The following is an 18540-nucleotide window of genomic DNA, read 5'->3' as shown; positions in this document are numbered from 1 at the left end:
GTTTCTGATTGAAGGCCAGAACCGTTCGGTGCTGGAACTCGCCCGGGGGCAAGCTTCAGCACCGAACGGCGTGAGTAACGCTAGTTCTTGGCTTCTAGCGCGTCAGCGAGTGCGTTGAAGAACTCGGTGTACGTCTGGATACCTTCGTTCAGGTACGTGTCAGCCGGCATGTATACGAGGTTGCTTTCCTGAACCGCGGTAACGCCCGAGAGTGCTTCGGAGTTCTCAAGAACTTCGCTGCCCGGTACGTAGGTGGGGTCGTCAGCGAGAATTGCGGCGTCACGGTCCATGACCAGAATCCAGTCGGGGTTGGAATCAGCGATTGCCTCTACCGAGATGTCGTCACCCTGGTGGTCTTCGCTGCTGTCATCGACAGCCAGTGCGGCGGTGAAGTCGAAGATGTCGAAGAGCGGACCGAGGGTACGACCGACGCTCGGAGCCGAGTATCCGATCTCTCCGCCGGAGGTGATGACGGCCATCACGGAGTCTTCGCCGTTGTAAGCCGCGTTCACTCGCTCGATGGAGGCGTCGAAGTCAGCATTCAACTGCTCGGCCTCTGCCTGCTTGCCGAAGATCTCACCGAGAACAGTGATCTGGCGCTTGAGCTCGGCGTCGAAGGGCTCACCCTCGCGCGGGTCCAGCGACACAATCACAGCATCGGGAACGAGCTTGGCGAAGTCATCGTAGTACTGCGTGAAGCGCTGGCCGTTGATGATCAGGTCGGGCTGAACTGCAACGACAGCCTCGAGGTCGGGCTCGCCGTGGTTGCCGAGGTCGATTATCGAGTCGTCCTGCGTGTACGAAATCGTGCTGGGCATTAGGGCGACAGCGGCGGCGCTGAGTTCGATACCCCACGAGTCGAGCGTCTCGAAAGTGAGGTTGTCAGTGGCAACGACCGAAGTGAACGGAGTCGCTACGGTCTGGCTGCCGTTGTTGTCCTCGAACTGAACGGATGCTTCAGCTCCGTCTGAATCTGCAGTTTCAGGCGTCGCAGTGCTGCAGGCAGCAAGAGCGAGCGCCAGCACTCCAACGAGTACTCCGTGCCGGGTTCGTGAAAAGTTCATGGTGTCCTTAGTTATTTCGGATGACCGAAAGCGGTCGGGCGTAAAAACGCAACACCCGCTGCAGCGAGCGTTGCTTAGGTAAGCCTAACCTTAATAAAGACTGAGAGTCAAAGAGCCTCGGGCGAAATTGTGAACCCCGGGCGCGCCGCAATTATTGCCGCGCTGGGCCACCTCTCGGCGGCTGGTCAGAACGGGAGGAGGCTAGTGCCCGGCTTCGCGATCTTGCTCATCGAGATCGAGGAGCTCGTTCTTGTCGGGGCGCACCGCGAGCGTGAGCATCGCAATAACGACCAGCGACACGATGAATGCAACACCAGCAAAGATGAGGCCGAGCATCAGGTCGCGGGTAGCCATGAAAACCACCAGTCCCGTGAACAGCCCGAAAACTGCGGAGAGGCCGAGCATCTCTGCGGGGCGCGTGCGGTCACGCTTGTCTGGGGTAGTCACTGGTCCTCTTTCTCTTGCACGGCTGCCGTAACAGCATCATGATCGGTTGTGCTCCACTTGAGCGAGAGTGCAGCAATCACTAGGTACACACCAAGGATGGCCCAATAGGCTCCGAGAAGTCCGACCACCACGATGGATGCCGTGAGTTCACGGTCGATTCCATCCGGCCCAGTAAAGGGTTGGCTGAATCCCGGCGGCACGAGCAGCACTACGAGGGCGAGCAGCGCGGTGAGGCTGCCAACAAATACCCAGTCGCGCGATGATGCGTCGCGGCCGCGGCTGCGCAGCCCGAGATAGAGCTCGATGAATCCGGTGATCGCGGCGAACGCAGTCAGCAGGAAGACGAAGTAGGCTTGCCCACCGTTCGACGCGATGAAGGCGGCGATGGCGGTAGCGATCGAAAGCACGCCCTGAGCAATCGTGAGGTTGCGCCCGATTCCACGGTGCGTGGAGAGCACGCTCGCAGTCAACAGCACGGCGCCGACGATAAGCGTGTAGCTGGCCAGCGTGACAAGCCCAAGGCGCGACGAGTGGTCAGCCGAGAACGTGATGACAACAGCGAGAATCAGCGCGGGGATGGCGCGAGCTAAGGGCACGTACCACGCAGTAGATGCAGGCAGCGGCTCGGTGTGAGCACTAGTCAAGCGATCGCCTTCTTTCTGAACAAGCGGGTGCTTCTAGTCTAGGCCGCTTGCAACGATCTCTTGCCCTGGTGCTTAGGAGCCGGGCGGAAGGTCGACGAAGCGCGAGAAGTGACCGTGGAAGCCCACGGTGACGGTGCGTGTCGGTCCGTTACGGTGCTTGGCAATGATCAGGTCAGCTTCACCGGCGCGCGGGCTATCTGCTTCGTAGGCGCTCTCACGGTGCAGCAGGATCACCATGTCGGCGTCTTGCTCGAGCGATCCTGATTCACGAAGGTCGGAGAGCGCAGGCTTCTTGTCGGCTCGCTGCTCAGGACCACGGTTCAGCTGAGAGATAGCAATAACGGGAACTTCGAGCTCCTTAGCGAGAAGCTTGAGAGCACGCGAGAACTCACTAACCTCTTGCTGACGCGATTCAACTTTCTTACCGCTCGTCATGAGCTGCAGGTAGTCGATGATGACCATGCGCAGGCCAACCTTTTGCTTGAGTCGACGGCACTTGGCGCGAATCTCAACCAGGGTCATGTTGGGGCTGTCGTCGATATAGAGCGGTGCATCGTTGATGCGACCACGGGTCTGAGCGATCGTGGTCCAGTCGTTCGCATGCACCGAGCCCTTACGCATGTGCTGCAGAGGAACACTGGCTTCTGCCGACAACAAACGCATAGCGATTTCGCTTCGACCCATTTCGAGCGAGAACACGATCGAGGGCAGGTCATTGTGGATGGATGCTGCGCGAGCAAAGTCCAAACCAAGAGTCGACTTACCGATAGCTGGTCGCGCGGCCAAAATGATCAGCTGACCGGGGTGTAGTCCGTTGGTGAGTTCATCGAGCTCAGCGAAGCCGGTGGGAACACCGATCATCTGCCCGTCGCGGCCGCGCGCTGCTTCGATCTCGTCGATGGCGCTTTCGACGGCCATCGTGAGGGGAACGTAGTCTTCGGTTTCGACGCCGCCGGTCACCGAGTAGATCTCGGCCTGGGCGTTGTTGACGAGGTCGAGAACTTCACCTTCGCTGGCATAGCCCATCTGAACGATGCGGGTACCTGCCTCGACAAGGCGACGCAGTACAGCTTTCTCCGTAACGATGGTCGCGTAGAAGCCGGCGTTGGCCGCGGTAGGAACAAGTCCTGTCAGCGTGTGGAGGTATTCGACTCCACCCGCGCGAGAGAGTTCACCCGTTTTGGTGAGTTCGTCGGTGACGGCAATGACATCCGTCGGTTCACCGTGCGAGTAGAGGGTGAGCACCGCGTTGAAGATCGTTTCGTGCTTGGGGACATAGAAGTCCACACCGCGCACGGTTTCGATGACGTCGGCTACGGCATCCTTGCTCAGGAGCATTCCACCGATGGCGCTCTGTTCAGCGAGAAGGTCGTGGGGAGGAACGCGGTCTCCTCGCGAGCCGCCGCGAGATTCGCCGGATTGGCGATCGTCGCCAGCAAGGCCTAGATGCGCAATCGACATAGTTTTCCTCCTAGTGGGGCAGCCCTAGTTATACGGGCAACCCCCGACACTCGGGCTAGCTTCAGAGCGAGTCCCGCTTCAAGGCTGCTTCACCTTACGAACCAGAATCAACTACCCACAACTGGGGCTGTGGATAACGTTGTGCACAACTCCGGCGAAACGCCGGGGACCGTGTGAACAAGCTGTGGAAACTCCTGTGGAAACAACAGTGAGTAATGACTGAAATAGACGCTTGACCAGCACTTTTACTTTTCACACACGGTGTGTAGAAACATACCTAAAGTCGTGCTTGAGGGTTCCGCATTTTTCCAAATCCTGTGTACAAAACCCTTGACAACGGCCCTTAAACCACAAGGACGACGAGCCAAACGGCCCGTCGTCCTTGTTCTAAAACAGTTACTTGCTAGCAACCACCTGAAGGGTGATCGTGGCAACAATGTCGTCACGCAGACGGATCGTAGCTTCGTGATCTCCAACAATCTTGATTGCCGAGGTGATCTCGATCTTGCGCTTGTCGATGTCGCCAAGTCCTGCAGCGGCAACAGCATCTGCTACGTGTGCGGGCTTGACCGAACCGAACAGACGTCCACCCTGACCAGCGGTCACGGTGAGCTTGACCTTGGTCGCCTGGAGGCGAGCCTTGAGGTCCTGCGCTTCTTCGAGAGTGGCGTGCTCGCGCGATGCGCGTGCTGCCTTGATGGATTCAACCTGCTTTTCGCCACCGCGAGTCCACGCCACGGCGAAGCCCTGGGGGATGAGGTAGTTACGAGCGAAGCCGTTCTTTACGTCTACAACGTCGCCAGGCGCGCCGAGACCGGTCACTTCGTGAGTGAGGATGAGCTTTGACATGTCGGTGGCTCCTTAACGGCCTGCGCCGGCGTAGGGCAGCAATGCCATCTCACGGGCGTTCTTGACGGCCGTGGCGATGAGACGCTGCTCCTGAACGGAAACACCGGTGATACGACGGGCGCGGATCTTTCCACGCTCGGAGATGAACTTACGAAGCGTTGCGACATCCTTGTAGTCGATGACGCCTACGCGGATCGACTTGGCGGGTGCGGCGTTCTTGCCGTCCTTGCCTTTGCGGATGGGCTTGCGGCGGTCGCCGCTGCTCTTTCCTGCCATGAGTGTTACTTCTTTCTGTATTTAAGACTGAGCGCCGAGGGCCTAGAAAGGCGTCTCGTCGGAGTAGTTGCCAGGGGTGTTCCACACGTCGCCCGAGGATGCTGCAGGAGCGCTAGCTGCCCACGGCTCTTCGTTTGACTGGCCGCCGCCGTTGTTCTGCTGAACTCCACGAGGAGCTGAGCTGTCACGGGGGGCGCGGGTGATCTGCGTCGTTGCATAGCGGAGGCTGGGACCGATCTCGTCGATCTCCAGTTCCATGCTCGTGCGCTTTTCGCCCTCTTTGGTTTCGTAGGAACGCTGACGGAGGCGACCCTGCGCAACAACGCGGGTTCCCTTAGTCAGTGAGCTGGCAACGTGCTCGGCGAATTCACGCCAGCAGGAAGCGCGGAGGAATAGTGCTTCTCCGTCTTTCCACTCGTTGGATGCTCGATCGAAGGTGCGCGGCGTAGAGGCAATGGTGAAGTTAGCTACGGCAAGTCCACCCTGCGTGTAACGCAGTTCGGGATCTGCCGTGAGGTTTCCCACGACCGTAATGACTGTTTCGCCGGCCACGGTTACTTAGCTTCCGCTTCAGCCTTGGCTTCTGCAGCAGGAGCCGCGGGAGCCTTAGTTTCAGCAGCGGGAGCAGCAGGAGCTGCAGGAGCCTTAGCGTCTGCAGCAGGAGTCTTTGCCGGAGCAGCAGCCTTGCGAGCAGCCTTCTCTTCAGCAACCTTCTTGGCAGCAGCTACCTGAGCGAACCCAGCTTCTGCACGCAGCACCTTGGTGCGCATGACAGCTTCGCTGAGTGAGAGTTGGCGGTCGAGCTCGTCTGTCGACTTGCTCTCTGCGGTGAAGTTGACGACGGCGTAGATGCCTTCGGTCTTCTTGTTGATCTCGTAGGCCAAACGACGGCGACCCCAAATATCGATGTTATCGATGGTGCCACCGTCATTGCGGATGACATTGAGGAACTTGTCGAGACTGGGAGCCACGGTACGTTCGTCGATCTCTGGATCGAGGATAACCATGAGTTCGTACTGATGCGTCACAAACCCACCTCCTTCGGACTTAAACGGTTACAGACGGTCTGTAACAGGAGGGTGTTGACGTTCATCCGACCACACGAAAGCAGTCAGACAACCTGCCTAGTGTAGTTGTTACGCGGGGCAATACTCAAGGTGGAGATTAAAGCGAGGCTCAGGAGCGCTCGGCCCACCACATCCGTAGCCGTCTTTCGGCTTCGTCGGCGCCCAGCGGGCCTTCGTCGAGGCGCAGGTCGAGCAAGAACTTGTAGGCCTCTCCTACCTCACGACTCGGCTTGAGGTCCAAGATCGCCATGATCTCTTCGCCATCGAGGTCGGGGCGTACTGCCGCGATACCTTCGGCCTCGGCGATGGCAGCGATGCGGTCTTCGAGGTCGTCGTAGGCAAAAGCCAACCGATCGGCCTTGCGTACGTTGCGCGTAGTGACATCCGCCCGGGTAATGATGTGCAGGCGCTCGAGCTGATCGCCGGCATCCCGAACATAGCGACGTACGGCCGAGTCAGTCCACGCGCCCTCGGTGTAGCCGAAGAAGCGCAGGTGAAGCTCCACCAGGCGCGCAACAGAGTTAATGGTTTCCTTGTCGAAGCGCAGAGCCCGCAGTCGCTTGGTCGCGAGCTTGGCGCCCACAACATCGTGGTGGTGGAAGGTCACCACTCCACCGCGTTCGATCTTGCGCGTGGATGGCTTACCAATGTCGTGCAGCAGCGCCGCGATGCGCAGGATGAGGTCGGGGCCCTCAATGCCTGGCCGACTCTTCTCGAGATCGATCGCCTGACGCAACACCGTCAGGGAGTGCTCGTAGACGTCCTTATGGTGAGCGTGCTCATCCACTTCAAGCTTCAGGGCAGGAATCTCGGGGAGAACCTGCTCGGCGAGCCCCGTCTCCACCATGAGGCGGATGCCCGGAACCGGGTCGTCTGTCTTCAAGAGTTTCGTCAACTCATCGCTCACGCGCTCAACACTCACGATGCTGAGGCGCGGAGCCAGTTCCGTCATCGCCGCCACCGTCGCGGGGTCAACGGTGAAACCCAGCTGCGAGGTGAAACGTGCAGCCCGCATCATCCGCAGCGGGTCATCGCCGAACGACACCTCGGGGGAGCCCGGTGTGCTGATCGTTTTAGTAAGAAGGTGCTCTACTCCTCCCCAGGGGTCGACGAGAACACGTTCCGGTAGGCGCAATGCCATGGCGTTGACGCTGAAGTCGCGGCGCTCAAGATCTTTCTCAAGCGAGTCGCCGAACACAACGACCGGCTTGCGGGTTGCGCCGTCGTAGCTATCCGCACGATACGTCGTGATCTCCACGGTCTCGCCATGAATACGCGCGGCGATGGTGCCGAAATCCCGTCCGATGTCCCACTGGGCATCCGAGATCGGCTTTACCAACCGCATGATGTCGTCCGGGTTGGCATTCGTGGCGAAATCAAGGTCGGTGACCTTACGGCCCAGGAACGCATCCCGAACCGGTCCGCCCACAAGCGCGAGTTCAAAACCCTCAGCAGCGAATCGCGCCGCTAGGGTGGCTACTGGCTTAGAGTCGGCAAGTTTGTCGAGACTCTTAATCGCGTGGGCAACACTCTCCATGGTGCGACTAGTTTTGCACGGACATCGGGTGAAGTTTGCTCGGTTAACATCAAAGCACCCACCACTCAGGCAAGGACGAATAAACTCACACCATGCTGGCCGAGCGAGAGTACGGGGTTTCCCCTTGCCTATAAGAGTCTTTAGCGCCGCCATCGCGCTCGGTCTCGGGCTCACGCTCGCCGCGAGCGGAGCCAGTGCCGCACCCGCCGTCAGCGACGTTGCGGCGGTTACTACGGCATCCGCGGAGACCAACGTCGCGGTCATGGCGCCGATGACGGTGCCCGCGGGCAATGGTGGCATCCTCGATGCGGAAACTCTCGCCGAGTACACCGAACCTCTTGGCTTACTCACTCGTCAATTGGATGCCGTAGCCGGTAAGCCCGTTGCGATCGCTATTGATCCGATGATTCTGGCCTCCATTCGCGTCCTGGGCACGAGTGCTCCTGAGTCAGCTCGTTCTTGGTTGGAGCGCCTCTCGCTCATCAGCAACGACGTCGTTCCGCTGCCCTATGCGCATGCGGATGTCACGCTCGCTACTCAGAGTGGTCTCGAGTCAACTCCCGACCCCATTTCCTTCGACTTTGCGCTCGATGAAGCGAATTTCGCCGAGGCTGAAGCGGATGCCGCTGTAACCACGATTACCGGTTACCCCACGACCGAACAGCTTCTCGACTGGGACTACGCGATCGATGGTTTCCTTCGCCCACGCACAGACACTGTCATCGCAAGCGACCTCACCGCCTTCACTGAAAGTGGCTTCAGCACCATCGTGTTGTCGTCCACGAATGTTTCACGAAAAACAGGCGCTGGCGCTGTAACCACCATCGACGGTGTCACGGCGCTCATTTCCGACGCCACCGCATCCGCGGCAATGGACAACGCCCTCGGTTCCACTCTCGACCGCGATGTCACCGCCGCAGACACAGCGCTCAGTGAAGCTGTACTGGATGCTGGTGCGGCTCAAACGGCGGGAACGGCATCCGTCCTCATCGCCATCGATCACTCGCTCGAAGTGAGCTCTGCGCGTCTCGACGCGGCACTCGCCACCCTCACGGCAAGCCCCTCCATCACGATGATCTCCCTAACGGAGTTGGCCAGCGGAACGCCAACGGCAGCCACGATCGCGGACATGCCGCAGTCGGAATCACGCATCGGCGATGTGACTCGCTTGTTCAATGCGGCCCGAGCCGAACGCTCCTTCTTCTCTGTCGCCGAAGACCCCGACTCGCTCGCAGCCGAACGTCGCCTCGCTCTGCTGGACGTCTTGGGCACTATGCCCACGGAGGACCCTTCTGACTGGCTCACTCAAGTGAACCGCTTTCTGGTCGACTCCCGTGACCTTCGCAACGCGGTGACCGTGGTGGAGGCCAGCAACTTCCTGCTCGTCGCTGACAACGGCTACCTGCCTGTCTCCGTGAGCAACGACCTCAACCAAGCTGTCACCGTCTACATCACGGTTGATCCCCGCACCGGACTCCTCGCGGTGGGAGATGAGCTTGTAGAACTCCGCATCGAAGCGAACTCCCAAGCCAAAGGTGAGATCCCGGTTCAATCGCTCTCCAACGGTGTCGTGGATGTCGAGATCAGCCTGACTAGCAGCAATGGCACAACCATCGGGTCGACCACGGTCAGTGAGATCAACGTGCAAGCCGGTTGGGAGACACCCATTGTGCTCTCGTTCGCCGCGATAGTCGTCGTGATCTTTGCTGTCGGCCTTGTTCGCAGCATCGTTCGCCGCAGAAAGCCAGAAGATGACTAATCAGCCCGGTCCCGAAGCCGAGCCAGAACCAGGCGTGCCCTCCGCCTCGGTGGGACTCCCTGATCAGAAGCCGTCGACGATCGGCCGGGCGAGCGCTCTGCTTGCCTCGGGAACTTTCGTCTCGCGAATTCTGGGGTTTCTGAGCGCACTGCTGCTTGCCCGCACACTGGGCATCACCGGTACGGGTGCAGACGCTTACGGCATTGCCAACCAGTTGCCCAAGAGCGTCTACGCGATCGTTGCGGGGGGCATGTTGAGCGCGGTTATCGTGCCGCAGATCGTTCGCGCGGCCATCCACAAAGATGGCGGCCAAAAATTTATCAACCGTCTCGTAACTCTCGGCATTGTCATTTTCGTCGCAGTGACTATCGCAGCAACTTTCAGCGCTCCGCTGTTGGTCGACCTCTACACCCAAAGCAGCGAAACTTTTGGTGCTGAAGAAATGGCCCTCGCCACGGCGTTTGCCTATTGGTGCCTGCCTCAGATCCTCTTTTACGCGTTGTATTCGCTTCTCGGTGAGGTACTGAACGCCCGTGGCAAGTTCGGGCCATTTACCTGGGCTCCTGTCGCCAACAACGTGGTCATGGTTACCGGCCTGGTCATCTTCCAATTCATTTTTGGCAGTGCCGACGGTCTCGCCTCGACCGAGTGGACCCCCGACATGATTGCGCTGCTCGCCGGCAGTGCCACGCTCGGCATCGTTGTACAGGCCACCCTGCTGGGGTACTTCTGGCACCGCGCCGGCCTGCGCTACCGCCCCGAGTTCCAGTGGCGAGGCGTAGGCCTCGGCAATGCAGGCAAGGCGGCAGCGTGGACCTTCGGCATGATCTTGGTCACCCAGGTCGGTGCGGTCGTGGAAACAAATGTCGCGTCACTGGCCTCAGCGTCTGACAACGCTTCGGTGTTTGCCATGAGTACTGCATGGCTCATTTTCATGCTCCCGCATTCGGTCATCGCCGTCTCAATCGGCATGGCTTACTTCACGCGGATGAGCGGGCATGCGAGAGATCAAGACCTCGTTGCGATGCGTACCGACGTGTCAGGAGCACTCCGCTCCATCCTGATGTTGCTCGTGTTTGCCGCAATTGGTCTGATCGTTATTGCTTTCCCGTTCAGCGCCCTCTTCGGCAACGATCACGATCAGGTCGTCTCGCTCTCTGGCGTGCTCATGATCTACCTCGTCGGTCTCGTGCCATTCAGCATGATGTACGTGCTACAGCGCGTGTTCTACTCCTTCGAAGACACCCGCACTCCCTTCTTTCTACAGAGCTTCCAAGTGGTTCTCTACATTTGTGGTGCCCTGTTCGTCTCCACACTCCCCGTGGAGCGCATTGCGATGGGGCTCGCGACAGCGATCACGATTTCCGGAACAATCCAGACCACGGTGGCTCTCTTCGTGATTCGCAAACGCGTACCTGGCTTCGAGCTGCTTCCTCTGCTGCGTCGCATTCTGTGGTTTGCCGCAGCCATGATTCCGGCCGCCGGAGTCGGCTACGGCATCCTGATGCTGCTGGGCGGATTCGGTGAGGGCTCGTTCGTCGTCTCCGGCTTCGCAGGCGGCTTCGCTTCCATCGCCATTACGGGTACAGCAATGCTCGCTGTATACGCAGCGGTACTCGCTCTCACCAAGAACGATGAGTTCTTTGCCTTCGTGCGCCCGATCATGGCGCGACTCACTCGTCGCTAACGGGCGCGCAGACGGCTCCGCTCCGCTTCGCGTAACGCAGCCTCCTAGCGAACGAAAGCGAACTAAAAGTGTCTCGGCTACGAACATTCTGTAGCTAGCCCGCACGCCACAGCCACTCGGAATACTCCGTAGCTAGGATGTGTTGAACCGGGTAATCACAATCCCAAGGAGACACGAAAAGTGCGCCAACTCATCATCATCGGATCCGGCCCGGCCGGCTACACCGCTGCGATCTATGCGGCGCGCGCAAACCTCGCGCCGCTGGTGATTGCTAGTTCAGTCGAGGCCGGTGGTGAGCTCATGAAGACCACCGAGATCGAGAACTACCCCGGATTCGCCAACGGCATCCAGGGCCCTGACCTCATGCTCGAAATGCAGAAGCAGGCCGAACGCTTCGGCGCCGAGATCGTTCTCGACGACGTGACCGACCTCCAGCTCGAAGGCCAGGTCAAGAAGGTCACCCTCGGCAACGGCGACGTCCACGAAGCGCTTGCTGTCGTGTTCGCGACCGGTTCTGCCTACCGCAAGCTCGGCCTTGCTGACGAAGAGCGCCTCAGCGGCTATGGAGTGTCGTGGTGCGCCACGTGCGACGGCTTCTTCTTCCGCCAGAAGACGATTGCGGTTGTCGGCGGGGGAGACTCGGCCATGGAAGAAGCAACCTTCCTCACCAAATTTGCCGAGAAGGTTTACGTTGTTCACCGCAAGGATGAGCTGCGTGCCTCCAAGGCCATGCAGGAGCGTGCCTTCAGCGATCCGAAGATCGAATTCGTCTGGAACAAGGCTGTAACCGGCATTACCGGTTCCGACCTCGTGGACGGTATCGACCTCACGGACACCGTTGATGGTTCCACTTCTCACCTCGATGTCAGCGGTCTTTTCATTGCTATCGGCGCCGACCCCCGCACACACCTCGTGCACGGTCAGCTCGACATCAACGCTGACGGAACAGTGGCCGTGGATGGTCGTTCCTCTCGCACCAACATCACCGGAGTTTTCGCAGCCGGCGACGTCATCGACCCGACTTACCGTCAAGCAGTCACAGCCGCCGGTTCCGGCACTGTTGCTGCGCTCGATGCGGAGCACTACCTCGCATCGCTGCCGCGCGAACTCGTCGCCAGCGCAGTACAGCCCCCAGAACCCGCAGCGCCCGTCGCCGCCACCGTCTAATCGTTTCACCGAACAAAGGAACACAACATGTCTTCAGCAACAGATGTAACCGACGCTAACTTCGAAGAGATCGTCATCAACTCAGGGGAGACCATCATGGTCGACTTCTGGGCCGAGTGGTGTGGTCCCTGTCGCCAGGTTGGCCCCATCCTCGATCAGATCGCTGCGGAAAACTCCGACAAGATCAAGATCGTCAAGCTCAACGTTGACGACAACCCGCAGATGGCCATGAAGTACCAGATCACCTCCATCCCCGCGATGAAGGTCTTCAAGGGTGGCGAGGTTGTCAAGACGGTTATCGGCGCCAAGCCGAAGCCCGCGATTGAAGCAGACCTCGCAGAGTTCCTGGCGTAAAGCTCAGTCTCCGCCGAGAGCCTCCGGCATCCACTATTCGGTGGGTGTACGGAGGCTTTCGTAGTTAACGCCAGTCAAGCGTTCGGATTCAACCCAGAGCTTACGAGCGTCGACCTCCGAGTGCGAAGCAGCGTTCGACTCGACCAGCACAGGGGCGCCGCGGTATTCCTTGCGGCCACCGGGGCCGAAGTAGTCGCCACCCTTCGCCTGCGGGTCTGTCGCAGCCCGCAGCGACGGGCGAGCGCCCTGCTTGGGGGTCTGGATCCCCAGGAATACCAACGGCTTCAGCGGGCGCAAATACCAGCGGTTGAACAAGTGGTCGGCGAGCCCGGTTCCGGCGGTTCCCGGATGCGCGGCTACCGAAATCGCGTCGACATCGGCTGCCTCGAAGAGGCGCTGCAGCTCGTAGGCGAAGAGCAGATTGGCGAGTTTAGAACGGCCGTACGCAGCACGGGGAGTGTAGGAGCCGTTCTGAAACATCAGGTTCCCGAACTCCATGAATCCCCAGCGGTGGGCAACGCTCGACAGACTCACGACACGTGCGCCGGGGGTGGCTCGGATGAGGTCGAGCAGGTGCCCGGTGAGAGCGAAGTGCCCGAGATGGTTGGTGCCGAGCTGCGATTCGAAGCCATCGATCGTGAGCTGGGCATCCGTCATCATGATTCCGGCGTTGTTGATCAGCAGGTCAAGACGTGAATGTTTCCCGTGAAACATCTCGCTAAAACGTCGCACCGATTCCAAGTCTGCAAGATCGAGAAGCATGGTCTCGAGGGAGACGTCGCCCAGGTCCGCCTGCAATGTGGCCACAGTCGATTGAGCCTTAGCCTCGCTGCGCATAGTCATCACGACATGGGCGCCGGCTTTGAGCAACGCACGACTCGTCTCTAGCCCGAGCCCCGAGTTGGCACCCGTCACAATCGCTACTTTTCCAGAGAGATCTCCGAGGTCGGCTTCGGTCCAGTTGGTGCGAGCGTTCATCGTCAACTTTCGTAGGGATATAGAGGAGTGAGACAGGGGAGGCCGTAGACAATTTGCCGCTCTGCTCACTGTAGAACCGCGGAGCTCGTCAACGAATTCCGTGGATGGTGCTGCGAAGGTGATTCGGAGCCGCGGCCGCCATAGATTGTGCGCGCGCACTTCGAAACGAAGGCTCAGTTTCGGGTCAGAACCCTCGAACGCCTATTGTTTAAAGTCAACCGAACGGGACTACCCATGACAACACAGCCAAACAACCTCGACCAGTGGTTCGACCACTACGCCGATCGCGCCTCAGGACTCGCCGCCTCTGAAGTACGAGCGTTGTTTGCCGTGGCCTCACGACCCGAAGTTGTCTCGCTTGCTGGCGGCATGCCGTACGTCTCAGCGCTGCCCCAGGACCTCGTCACAGAGTCAATCGACCGCGTGATGCGCGATCGTGGGCCGGCCGCTCTCCAGTACGGCTCAGGGCAGGGTCTCCCCGCGCTACGTGAGCAGATCCTCGACGTGATGGCACTCGAGGGCATCCGTGCCAGCGTCGATGATGTCGTTGTCACTACGGGCTCTCAGCACGCTCTTGAGCTCGTCACAAAGCTTTTCATCAACCCCGGTGACGTCGTCATCGCCGAGGGGCCGAGCTACGTCACGGCCATGGTTGTCTTCAAGTCGTTCCAGGCGGAGATCACCCACGTGGAGATGGATGAATTCGGGCTCGTTCCCGATTCACTCCGCGCTCACATCGCCTCGGTACGTGCCGCGGGTAAGACGATCAAATTCCTCTATACGGTTCCCACCTTTAGCAACCCTGCCGGTGTCACCTTGAGCTGGCAACGTCGGCTCGAAGTTCTCGAGATCGCGCGTGAAAACGGCATCCTCGTTCTCGAAGATAACCCTTATGGACTCCTCTATTTCGATGGTCCTCCGCCCCACGCAATGCGTTCCGTCGAAGAAGATGGCGTCATCTACCTCGGCACGTTCTCCAAGACTCTCGCCCCGGGCTTCCGCGTGGGCTGGGTCCTCGCGCCCCACGCAATTAGAGAGAAACTCATTTTAGCGAATGAGGCTGCGGTGTTGTCGCCGAGTTCGTTCACCCAGAACATCATTAGCGAGTACATGAGCGTCGCCGACTGGAAGGGTCAGATCGATACCTTCCGCGGCGTCTACCGCGAACGTCGTGACGCCATGTTGGGCGCCCTCGGCGATTACCTCCCCGATCTTGAGTGGACAGTGCCCAACGGTGGGTTCTACATCTGGGTCACGCTGCCCGACAACCTTGATTCCAAGGCGATGTTGCCTCGTGCCGTGAAGGAACTCGTCGCCTACACCCCTGGCACCGCCTTCTACGCGGATGGAAATGGGCGCAGCAATATGCGTCTGTCGTTCTGCTATCCGACCCCCGATTTCATTCGCGAGGGCATTCGCCGGCTTTCTACTGTGATCAACGGTGAACTCGAGCTTCTCAACACCTTCTCGCAGACAGCTCCTTTGACGGTGTCGCCCCCTGCGCCATCGATGATCAACCCTCCAGCCAACCTCAGCTAGGAACATCATGAACGATTCACCCACCCGCGTACTCGTTCTAGCTGGCGGAATCTCGCATGAACGGGACGTTTCGCTGCGTTCCGGTCGCCGTGTCGCTGATGGCCTCCGCGCTCAAGGCAAGATCGTCGAACTCCGAGACCCGGATGCGTCGTTGCTGCCCTACCTGCGTGAGGCTAAGCCGGACGTTGTCTGGCCTGCACTCCACGGCGCAAGTGGAGAAGACGGCGCCCTGCGCGGACTCCTCGACCTGATCGGCATTCCCTACGTAGGATCGCGAGCGGACGCAGCGCGTTTGGCATGGGATAAGCCCACCGCCAAGTCGCTTGTCTCTCGTGTTGGAGTTCGCACCCCATTGTCGATCGCTTTGTCTCGCGATTCCTTCCGCGAACTGGGTGCTCACAGCATCTTGGACGAGCTTGCCGATGAATTGTCGGGGGAGTTGGTTGTGAAGCCAGCGCAGGGTGGATCAGCGCAGGGCGTTTCCATCGTGACGGACCGTGCCGATCTTCCGAGCGCCATGGTCAACGCTTACAACTATTGCGACGTAGCTCTCATCGAACAACGCATTACCGGAGTCGAGATCGCTATCGGCATCCTCGACAGCGGAATGGGTCCAGTCGCGCTTCCCGCCGTGGAGATCGATCCGGTCGAAGGGGCCTACACTTTCGAGGCTCGGTATAACGCTGGTCAGACACGCTTTTACACCCCGGCTCGTATATCGCAGGAGCACGCGGATCGCGCCGCTGAAGCAGCACTCGCAGCACATTCCGCTCTCGGACTTCGTCACTTGTCGCGCGTAGACCTCATCGTGGATCGCGCCGGAACGCCCTGGTTTCTCGAGGCAAACGTGCTGCCCGGCCTCACCGAAACTTCGATTCTGCCGCAGGCTTTGGTGGCGGCAGGCCACGATCTCGGCTGGGTTTACGCTGCCCTTGCCGACATCGCGATGGAGAACTAGAGCACCTCAGCAAGCCCCACGGAGCAAGCAGCATTGCAGAGTTGGCTTCCAGCGGCGCTCCTCGTTGAAGACTCGTCCGCATGCTAGCGCGCTGTTATACACAGGCCTATCCACAGCGGTAGATGCCATGTTTCACGTGGAACATAGCAAGGGTGAGGCCCCGTTATCCACAGGTAGTGCACACCCTGCGCACACTCGGCCGCGCCGACTTCAGTGCGCCGCGTCTCGCGTCTCGCGTCTCGCGTCTCGCGTCTCGCGTCTCGCGTCTCGCGTCTCGCGACTAGCGACTAGCGACTAGCGACTAGCGACTAGCGACTAGCGACTAGCGACTAGCGACTAGCGACTAGCGACTAGCGACTAGCGAAGTTTCACGTGAAACATGCTCGATGCAAACCTCGTTTGCAGACAGGCGCATGCTCGACATTCCACACAACCAACCGCGAGCGGTCGCTCCCAGCTGCCAGTGAAAGTGCCGGCTGCCGCCTGCCGTCTACCAGTGCGAGCGCCTGTGCAAATACAAGCGGTGCCAACCACTGAGCCCGGGGAGTCAGCCGCGACTCTCTCAGTGACATCCAGGTCGACGAAATCCCACGACACAGATTGCCGGGGCGTTCAACGTGGCTGCCACGACGAGACCCATCTACCAATACAGGGAGCGAGGCTTTGAGTCGCGCGTAAGCCGTGCGTTCACCGTTTCTCGTGCTGGCGCTAAGGTTCGCTGCGATCACAATCCGCAGACCGCACGCATTCCTCGCCCCACGGCTCACCGCCATCCTGGACAGCAGTGCACTTAGCTAACGCACTCCCACGGGGGAGTGGTCCTGAATGCTCTCTAGGAGCTGAAGCCCGTGTCGCCCAGTTCTTCGAGGATGCGGTTGAGGTCAGCCACGGTAGCGAAGTCGATGACGACTTGGCCCTTACTGGCTCCGAGGGTTACTTTCACCCGGGTGTTCAGTCGGTCGCCTAAGCGCTCAGCAATCTCATCGAGATGGCCCTGCTTCTTGCCGCGTGACGGCTTAGCGCGAGGGGGCTTGGTTGAAAGCGATCCTGCCGCGGCTTCGGCTGCGCGCACGGAGAGCTCTTCATTGACGATTTTCTCCGCCAAACGCTCCATTCCGGCGCTGTCAGGAAGCGATAGGAGCGCTCGAGCGTGTCCTGCGGTGAGAACTCCAGCCGCTACTCGGCGCTGAACGCTTTCTGGAAGGCGCAAAAGACGCATTGTGTTCGTAATTTGCGGGCGAGAACGGCCAATTCGCTCCGCAAGCTGTTCCTGGGTGATCCCAAAATCGGCGAGAAGCTGCTGGTAGGCGGATGCTTCTTCCAAAGGATTCAGGTTAGCGCGGTGGAGGTTCTCGAGAAGAGCGTCGCGAAGCATGTCTTCATCAGCAGTGCTCTTGATGACAGCCGGAATGCTTGCAAGCCCGAGGTGCTTGGTCGCGCGAAGGCGACGTTCACCCATGATCAGTTCATACTGCGGCCCACCTTCGACCGCACCGACAAGAGGGCGAACCACGATCGGCTGAAGAACACCGATCTCGCGGATGGAAACAATCAGTTCCTCTAGCTCTTCCTGACGGAACTCACTACGCGGTTGACGCGAGTTGGGAACGATGTCGAGAGGGGACAGGCTCGCGAGGCGCGCACCCGGAACGGAGCGCAGCCGCTCGGGAGCGATCTCGCCGCCGGGAAAGAATACGTCGACAGGACGCTCTTGGTTCTCATCCGCGGAGGGAATCAGCGCGCCAATTCCCCGACCCAAACCAGTTCGTTTTGGTGCTGCCATTATTTGGGTGCTCCTCGATGTGCGATCTCCGCTGCCGCTTCAAGATAGGAAAGCGATCCAGGGGAGTTCTGGTCGTAGCTGATCACACTCTGGCCGTAGCTAGGTGCCTCAGAAATCCGAACCGAGCGGGGGATGAGAGTAGTCAGCACCTGCTTGGGGAAGTGAGCACGCACATCATCGACCACCTGATTAGCAAGATTAGTGCGAGAGTCGTACATGGTCATTAAGATCGTGGACACTCGCAGTCGCGGGTTCAGATGACGCTCGATCAGTTTGATGTTGTTGAGAAGTTGACTCAGACCCTCAAGCGCGTAGTACTCGCACTGAATTGGAATGAGAACTTCTTGAGCCGCAACGAAAGCGTTGATGGTGAGAAGGCCCAGTGACGGCGGGCAGTCGATGAAGACATAATGGAACGGCTCGGGAGTCTCCGAAAGGAACGTATCGAGCGCTGAGCGAAGCCGTTGTTCGCGGGCAACGAGAGAAACGAGCTCGATCTCGGCACCAGCCAGGTGGATCGTAGCCGGCACGCAGTACAGTGCGTCGAATTCAGGACTCTTCTGTACGACATCTGCCATCGGCACGTCGTTGATCATGACGTCGTAGACGCTTGACGTCTCCGAACGATGCTCGACACCCACGGCAGTGGACGCATTTCCCTGAGGATCGAGATCGATCACAAGAACGCGGGCACCTGTGCGTGCAAGAGCAGCAGCCAAGTTAACCGTGGATGTGGTCTTTCCAACCCCGCCCTTTTGGTTAGCAACCGTGAAAACGCGTGGCGAAGAGGGAAGGGGTAGGGAGGCTGATGCAACAGCCTGTCGACGACGAGTGAGATCCGCAATCTCCCGCGCAAGCGGCGTGGTTTCATCGAACGACTTACCTTGTTCGTTGACTTCGCTTTCGGGATGTTTCACGTGAAACTTTCTCTCAGACTGCTGTAAAAACGGGGAAGACTGGTAGCGGCGAT

The 18540-nt window shown here is 59.5% G+C and carries 17 protein-coding genes and 1 pseudogene; 6 read left to right on the top strand and 12 right to left on the bottom strand.

Going from position 1 to position 18540, the window contains the following annotated elements; all coding sequences use genetic code 11:
• Positions 1-80 precede the first annotated feature (80 nt).
• The 9 genes and pseudogenes from CLV85_RS01260 to CLV85_RS01220 all read right to left on the bottom strand — a co-directional run bounded on the left by CLV85_RS01260 (position 81) and on the right by CLV85_RS01220 (position 7345).
• The gene (locus CLV85_RS01260) at positions 81-1064 is read right to left on the bottom strand and encodes a siderophore ABC transporter substrate-binding protein (protein ID WP_100387802.1); all 984 of its coding nucleotides are present in this window, start codon (positions 1062-1064) and stop codon (positions 81-83) included.
• Between the two features lie 201 nt (positions 1065-1265).
• Positions 1266-1511: an FXYD domain-containing ion transport regulator gene (locus CLV85_RS01255; protein WP_100387801.1), complete on the bottom strand. Its 246-nt coding sequence runs from the start codon at positions 1509-1511 to the stop codon at positions 1266-1268.
• Positions 1508-2155 carry a DUF308 domain-containing protein gene (locus CLV85_RS01250; protein WP_100387800.1) on the bottom strand — a complete coding sequence of 216 codons (648 nt, stop codon included), beginning with the start codon at positions 2153-2155 and terminating at the stop codon, positions 1508-1510. The genes CLV85_RS01255 and CLV85_RS01250 overlap by 4 nt, the downstream gene beginning before the upstream one ends.
• Before the next feature lie 72 nt (positions 2156-2227).
• A complete protein-coding gene (gene dnaB, locus CLV85_RS01245) occupies positions 2228-3616 on the bottom strand; it encodes a replicative DNA helicase (RefSeq protein ID WP_100387799.1) in 1389 nt (462 codons plus the stop codon).
• Between the two features lie 396 nt (positions 3617-4012).
• Positions 4013-4465 carry a 50S ribosomal protein L9 gene (rplI, locus tag CLV85_RS01240; protein WP_100387798.1) on the bottom strand — a complete coding sequence of 151 codons (453 nt, stop codon included), beginning with the start codon at positions 4463-4465 and terminating at the stop codon, positions 4013-4015.
• Positions 4466-4477: 12 nt separating this feature from the next.
• Positions 4478-4741 carry a 30S ribosomal protein S18 gene (gene rpsR, locus CLV85_RS01235; protein ID WP_009773575.1) on the bottom strand — a complete coding sequence of 88 codons (264 nt, stop codon included), beginning with the start codon at positions 4739-4741 and terminating at the stop codon, positions 4478-4480.
• Between the two features lie 42 nt (positions 4742-4783).
• Positions 4784-5293, bottom strand: a complete 510-nt coding sequence (locus CLV85_RS01230; protein ID WP_100387797.1) for a single-stranded DNA-binding protein — start codon at positions 5291-5293, stop codon at positions 4784-4786.
• Positions 5294-5406: 113 nt separating this feature from the next.
• Positions 5407-5748, bottom strand: a pseudogene (gene rpsF / locus CLV85_RS01225) (30S ribosomal protein S6); the annotation flags it as partial.
• A gap of 169 nt (positions 5749-5917) precedes the next feature.
• Positions 5918-7345 carry a CCA tRNA nucleotidyltransferase gene (locus CLV85_RS01220; RefSeq protein ID WP_100387795.1) on the bottom strand — a complete coding sequence of 476 codons (1428 nt, stop codon included), beginning with the start codon at positions 7343-7345 and terminating at the stop codon, positions 5918-5920.
• Positions 7346-7469: 124 nt separating this feature from the next.
• On the opposite strand from CLV85_RS01220, the gene CLV85_RS01215 reads away from it, so the two are divergent.
• The 4 genes from CLV85_RS01215 to trxA all read left to right on the top strand — a co-directional run bounded on the left by CLV85_RS01215 (position 7470) and on the right by trxA (position 12312).
• Positions 7470-9104, top strand: a complete 1635-nt coding sequence (locus CLV85_RS01215; RefSeq protein WP_100387794.1) for a DUF6049 family protein — start codon at positions 7470-7472, stop codon at positions 9102-9104.
• Entirely contained in the window at positions 9097-10791 is a 1695-nt protein-coding gene (murJ, locus tag CLV85_RS01210; protein ID WP_100387793.1) for a murein biosynthesis integral membrane protein MurJ, read from the top strand. Before CLV85_RS01215 ends, murJ begins: the two co-directional genes overlap by 8 nt.
• 180 nt (positions 10792-10971) lie before the next feature.
• Entirely contained in the window at positions 10972-11958 is a 987-nt protein-coding gene (trxB, locus tag CLV85_RS01205) for a thioredoxin-disulfide reductase (protein WP_100387792.1), read from the top strand.
• A gap of 27 nt (positions 11959-11985) precedes the next feature.
• On the top strand, positions 11986-12312 hold the full coding sequence (gene trxA / locus CLV85_RS01200; RefSeq protein WP_100387791.1) for a thioredoxin: 327 nt from the start codon (positions 11986-11988) through the stop codon (positions 12310-12312).
• Between the two features lie 33 nt (positions 12313-12345).
• Here trxA and CLV85_RS01195 read toward each other — a convergent pair whose 3' ends face one another.
• Complete coding sequence (locus CLV85_RS01195; protein ID WP_100387790.1) at positions 12346-13290, bottom strand: oxidoreductase; 945 nt, start codon at positions 13288-13290, stop codon at positions 12346-12348.
• Between the two features lie 234 nt (positions 13291-13524).
• Between CLV85_RS01195 and CLV85_RS01190 the strand changes: the two genes are divergently transcribed.
• Complete coding sequence (locus CLV85_RS01190; protein WP_100387789.1) at positions 13525-14829, top strand: aminotransferase-like domain-containing protein; 1305 nt, start codon at positions 13525-13527, stop codon at positions 14827-14829.
• A gap of 7 nt (positions 14830-14836) precedes the next feature.
• Complete coding sequence (locus CLV85_RS01185; RefSeq protein WP_100387788.1) at positions 14837-15787, top strand: D-alanine--D-alanine ligase family protein; 951 nt, start codon at positions 14837-14839, stop codon at positions 15785-15787.
• An 832-nt stretch (positions 15788-16619) separates the two neighbouring features.
• On the opposite strand, the gene CLV85_RS01180 is transcribed toward CLV85_RS01185, so the two are convergent.
• On the bottom strand, positions 16620-17570 hold the full coding sequence (locus tag CLV85_RS01180; RefSeq protein ID WP_100387787.1) for a ParB/RepB/Spo0J family partition protein: 951 nt from the start codon (positions 17568-17570) through the stop codon (positions 16620-16622).
• A complete protein-coding gene (locus tag CLV85_RS01175) occupies positions 17570-18487 on the bottom strand; it encodes a ParA family protein (RefSeq protein WP_100387786.1) in 918 nt (305 codons plus the stop codon). Before CLV85_RS01175 ends, CLV85_RS01180 begins: the two co-directional genes overlap by 1 nt.
• Positions 18488-18540: the final 53 nt, after the last annotated feature.

Origin of the sequence: Salinibacterium amurskyense, assembly GCF_002797685.1 — a bacterium.
In the GTDB taxonomy this organism is placed as follows: Bacteria; Actinomycetota; Actinomycetes; order Actinomycetales; family Microbacteriaceae; genus Rhodoglobus; species Rhodoglobus amurskyensis.
This window is presented reverse-complemented; position numbering and strand designations above follow the sequence as displayed.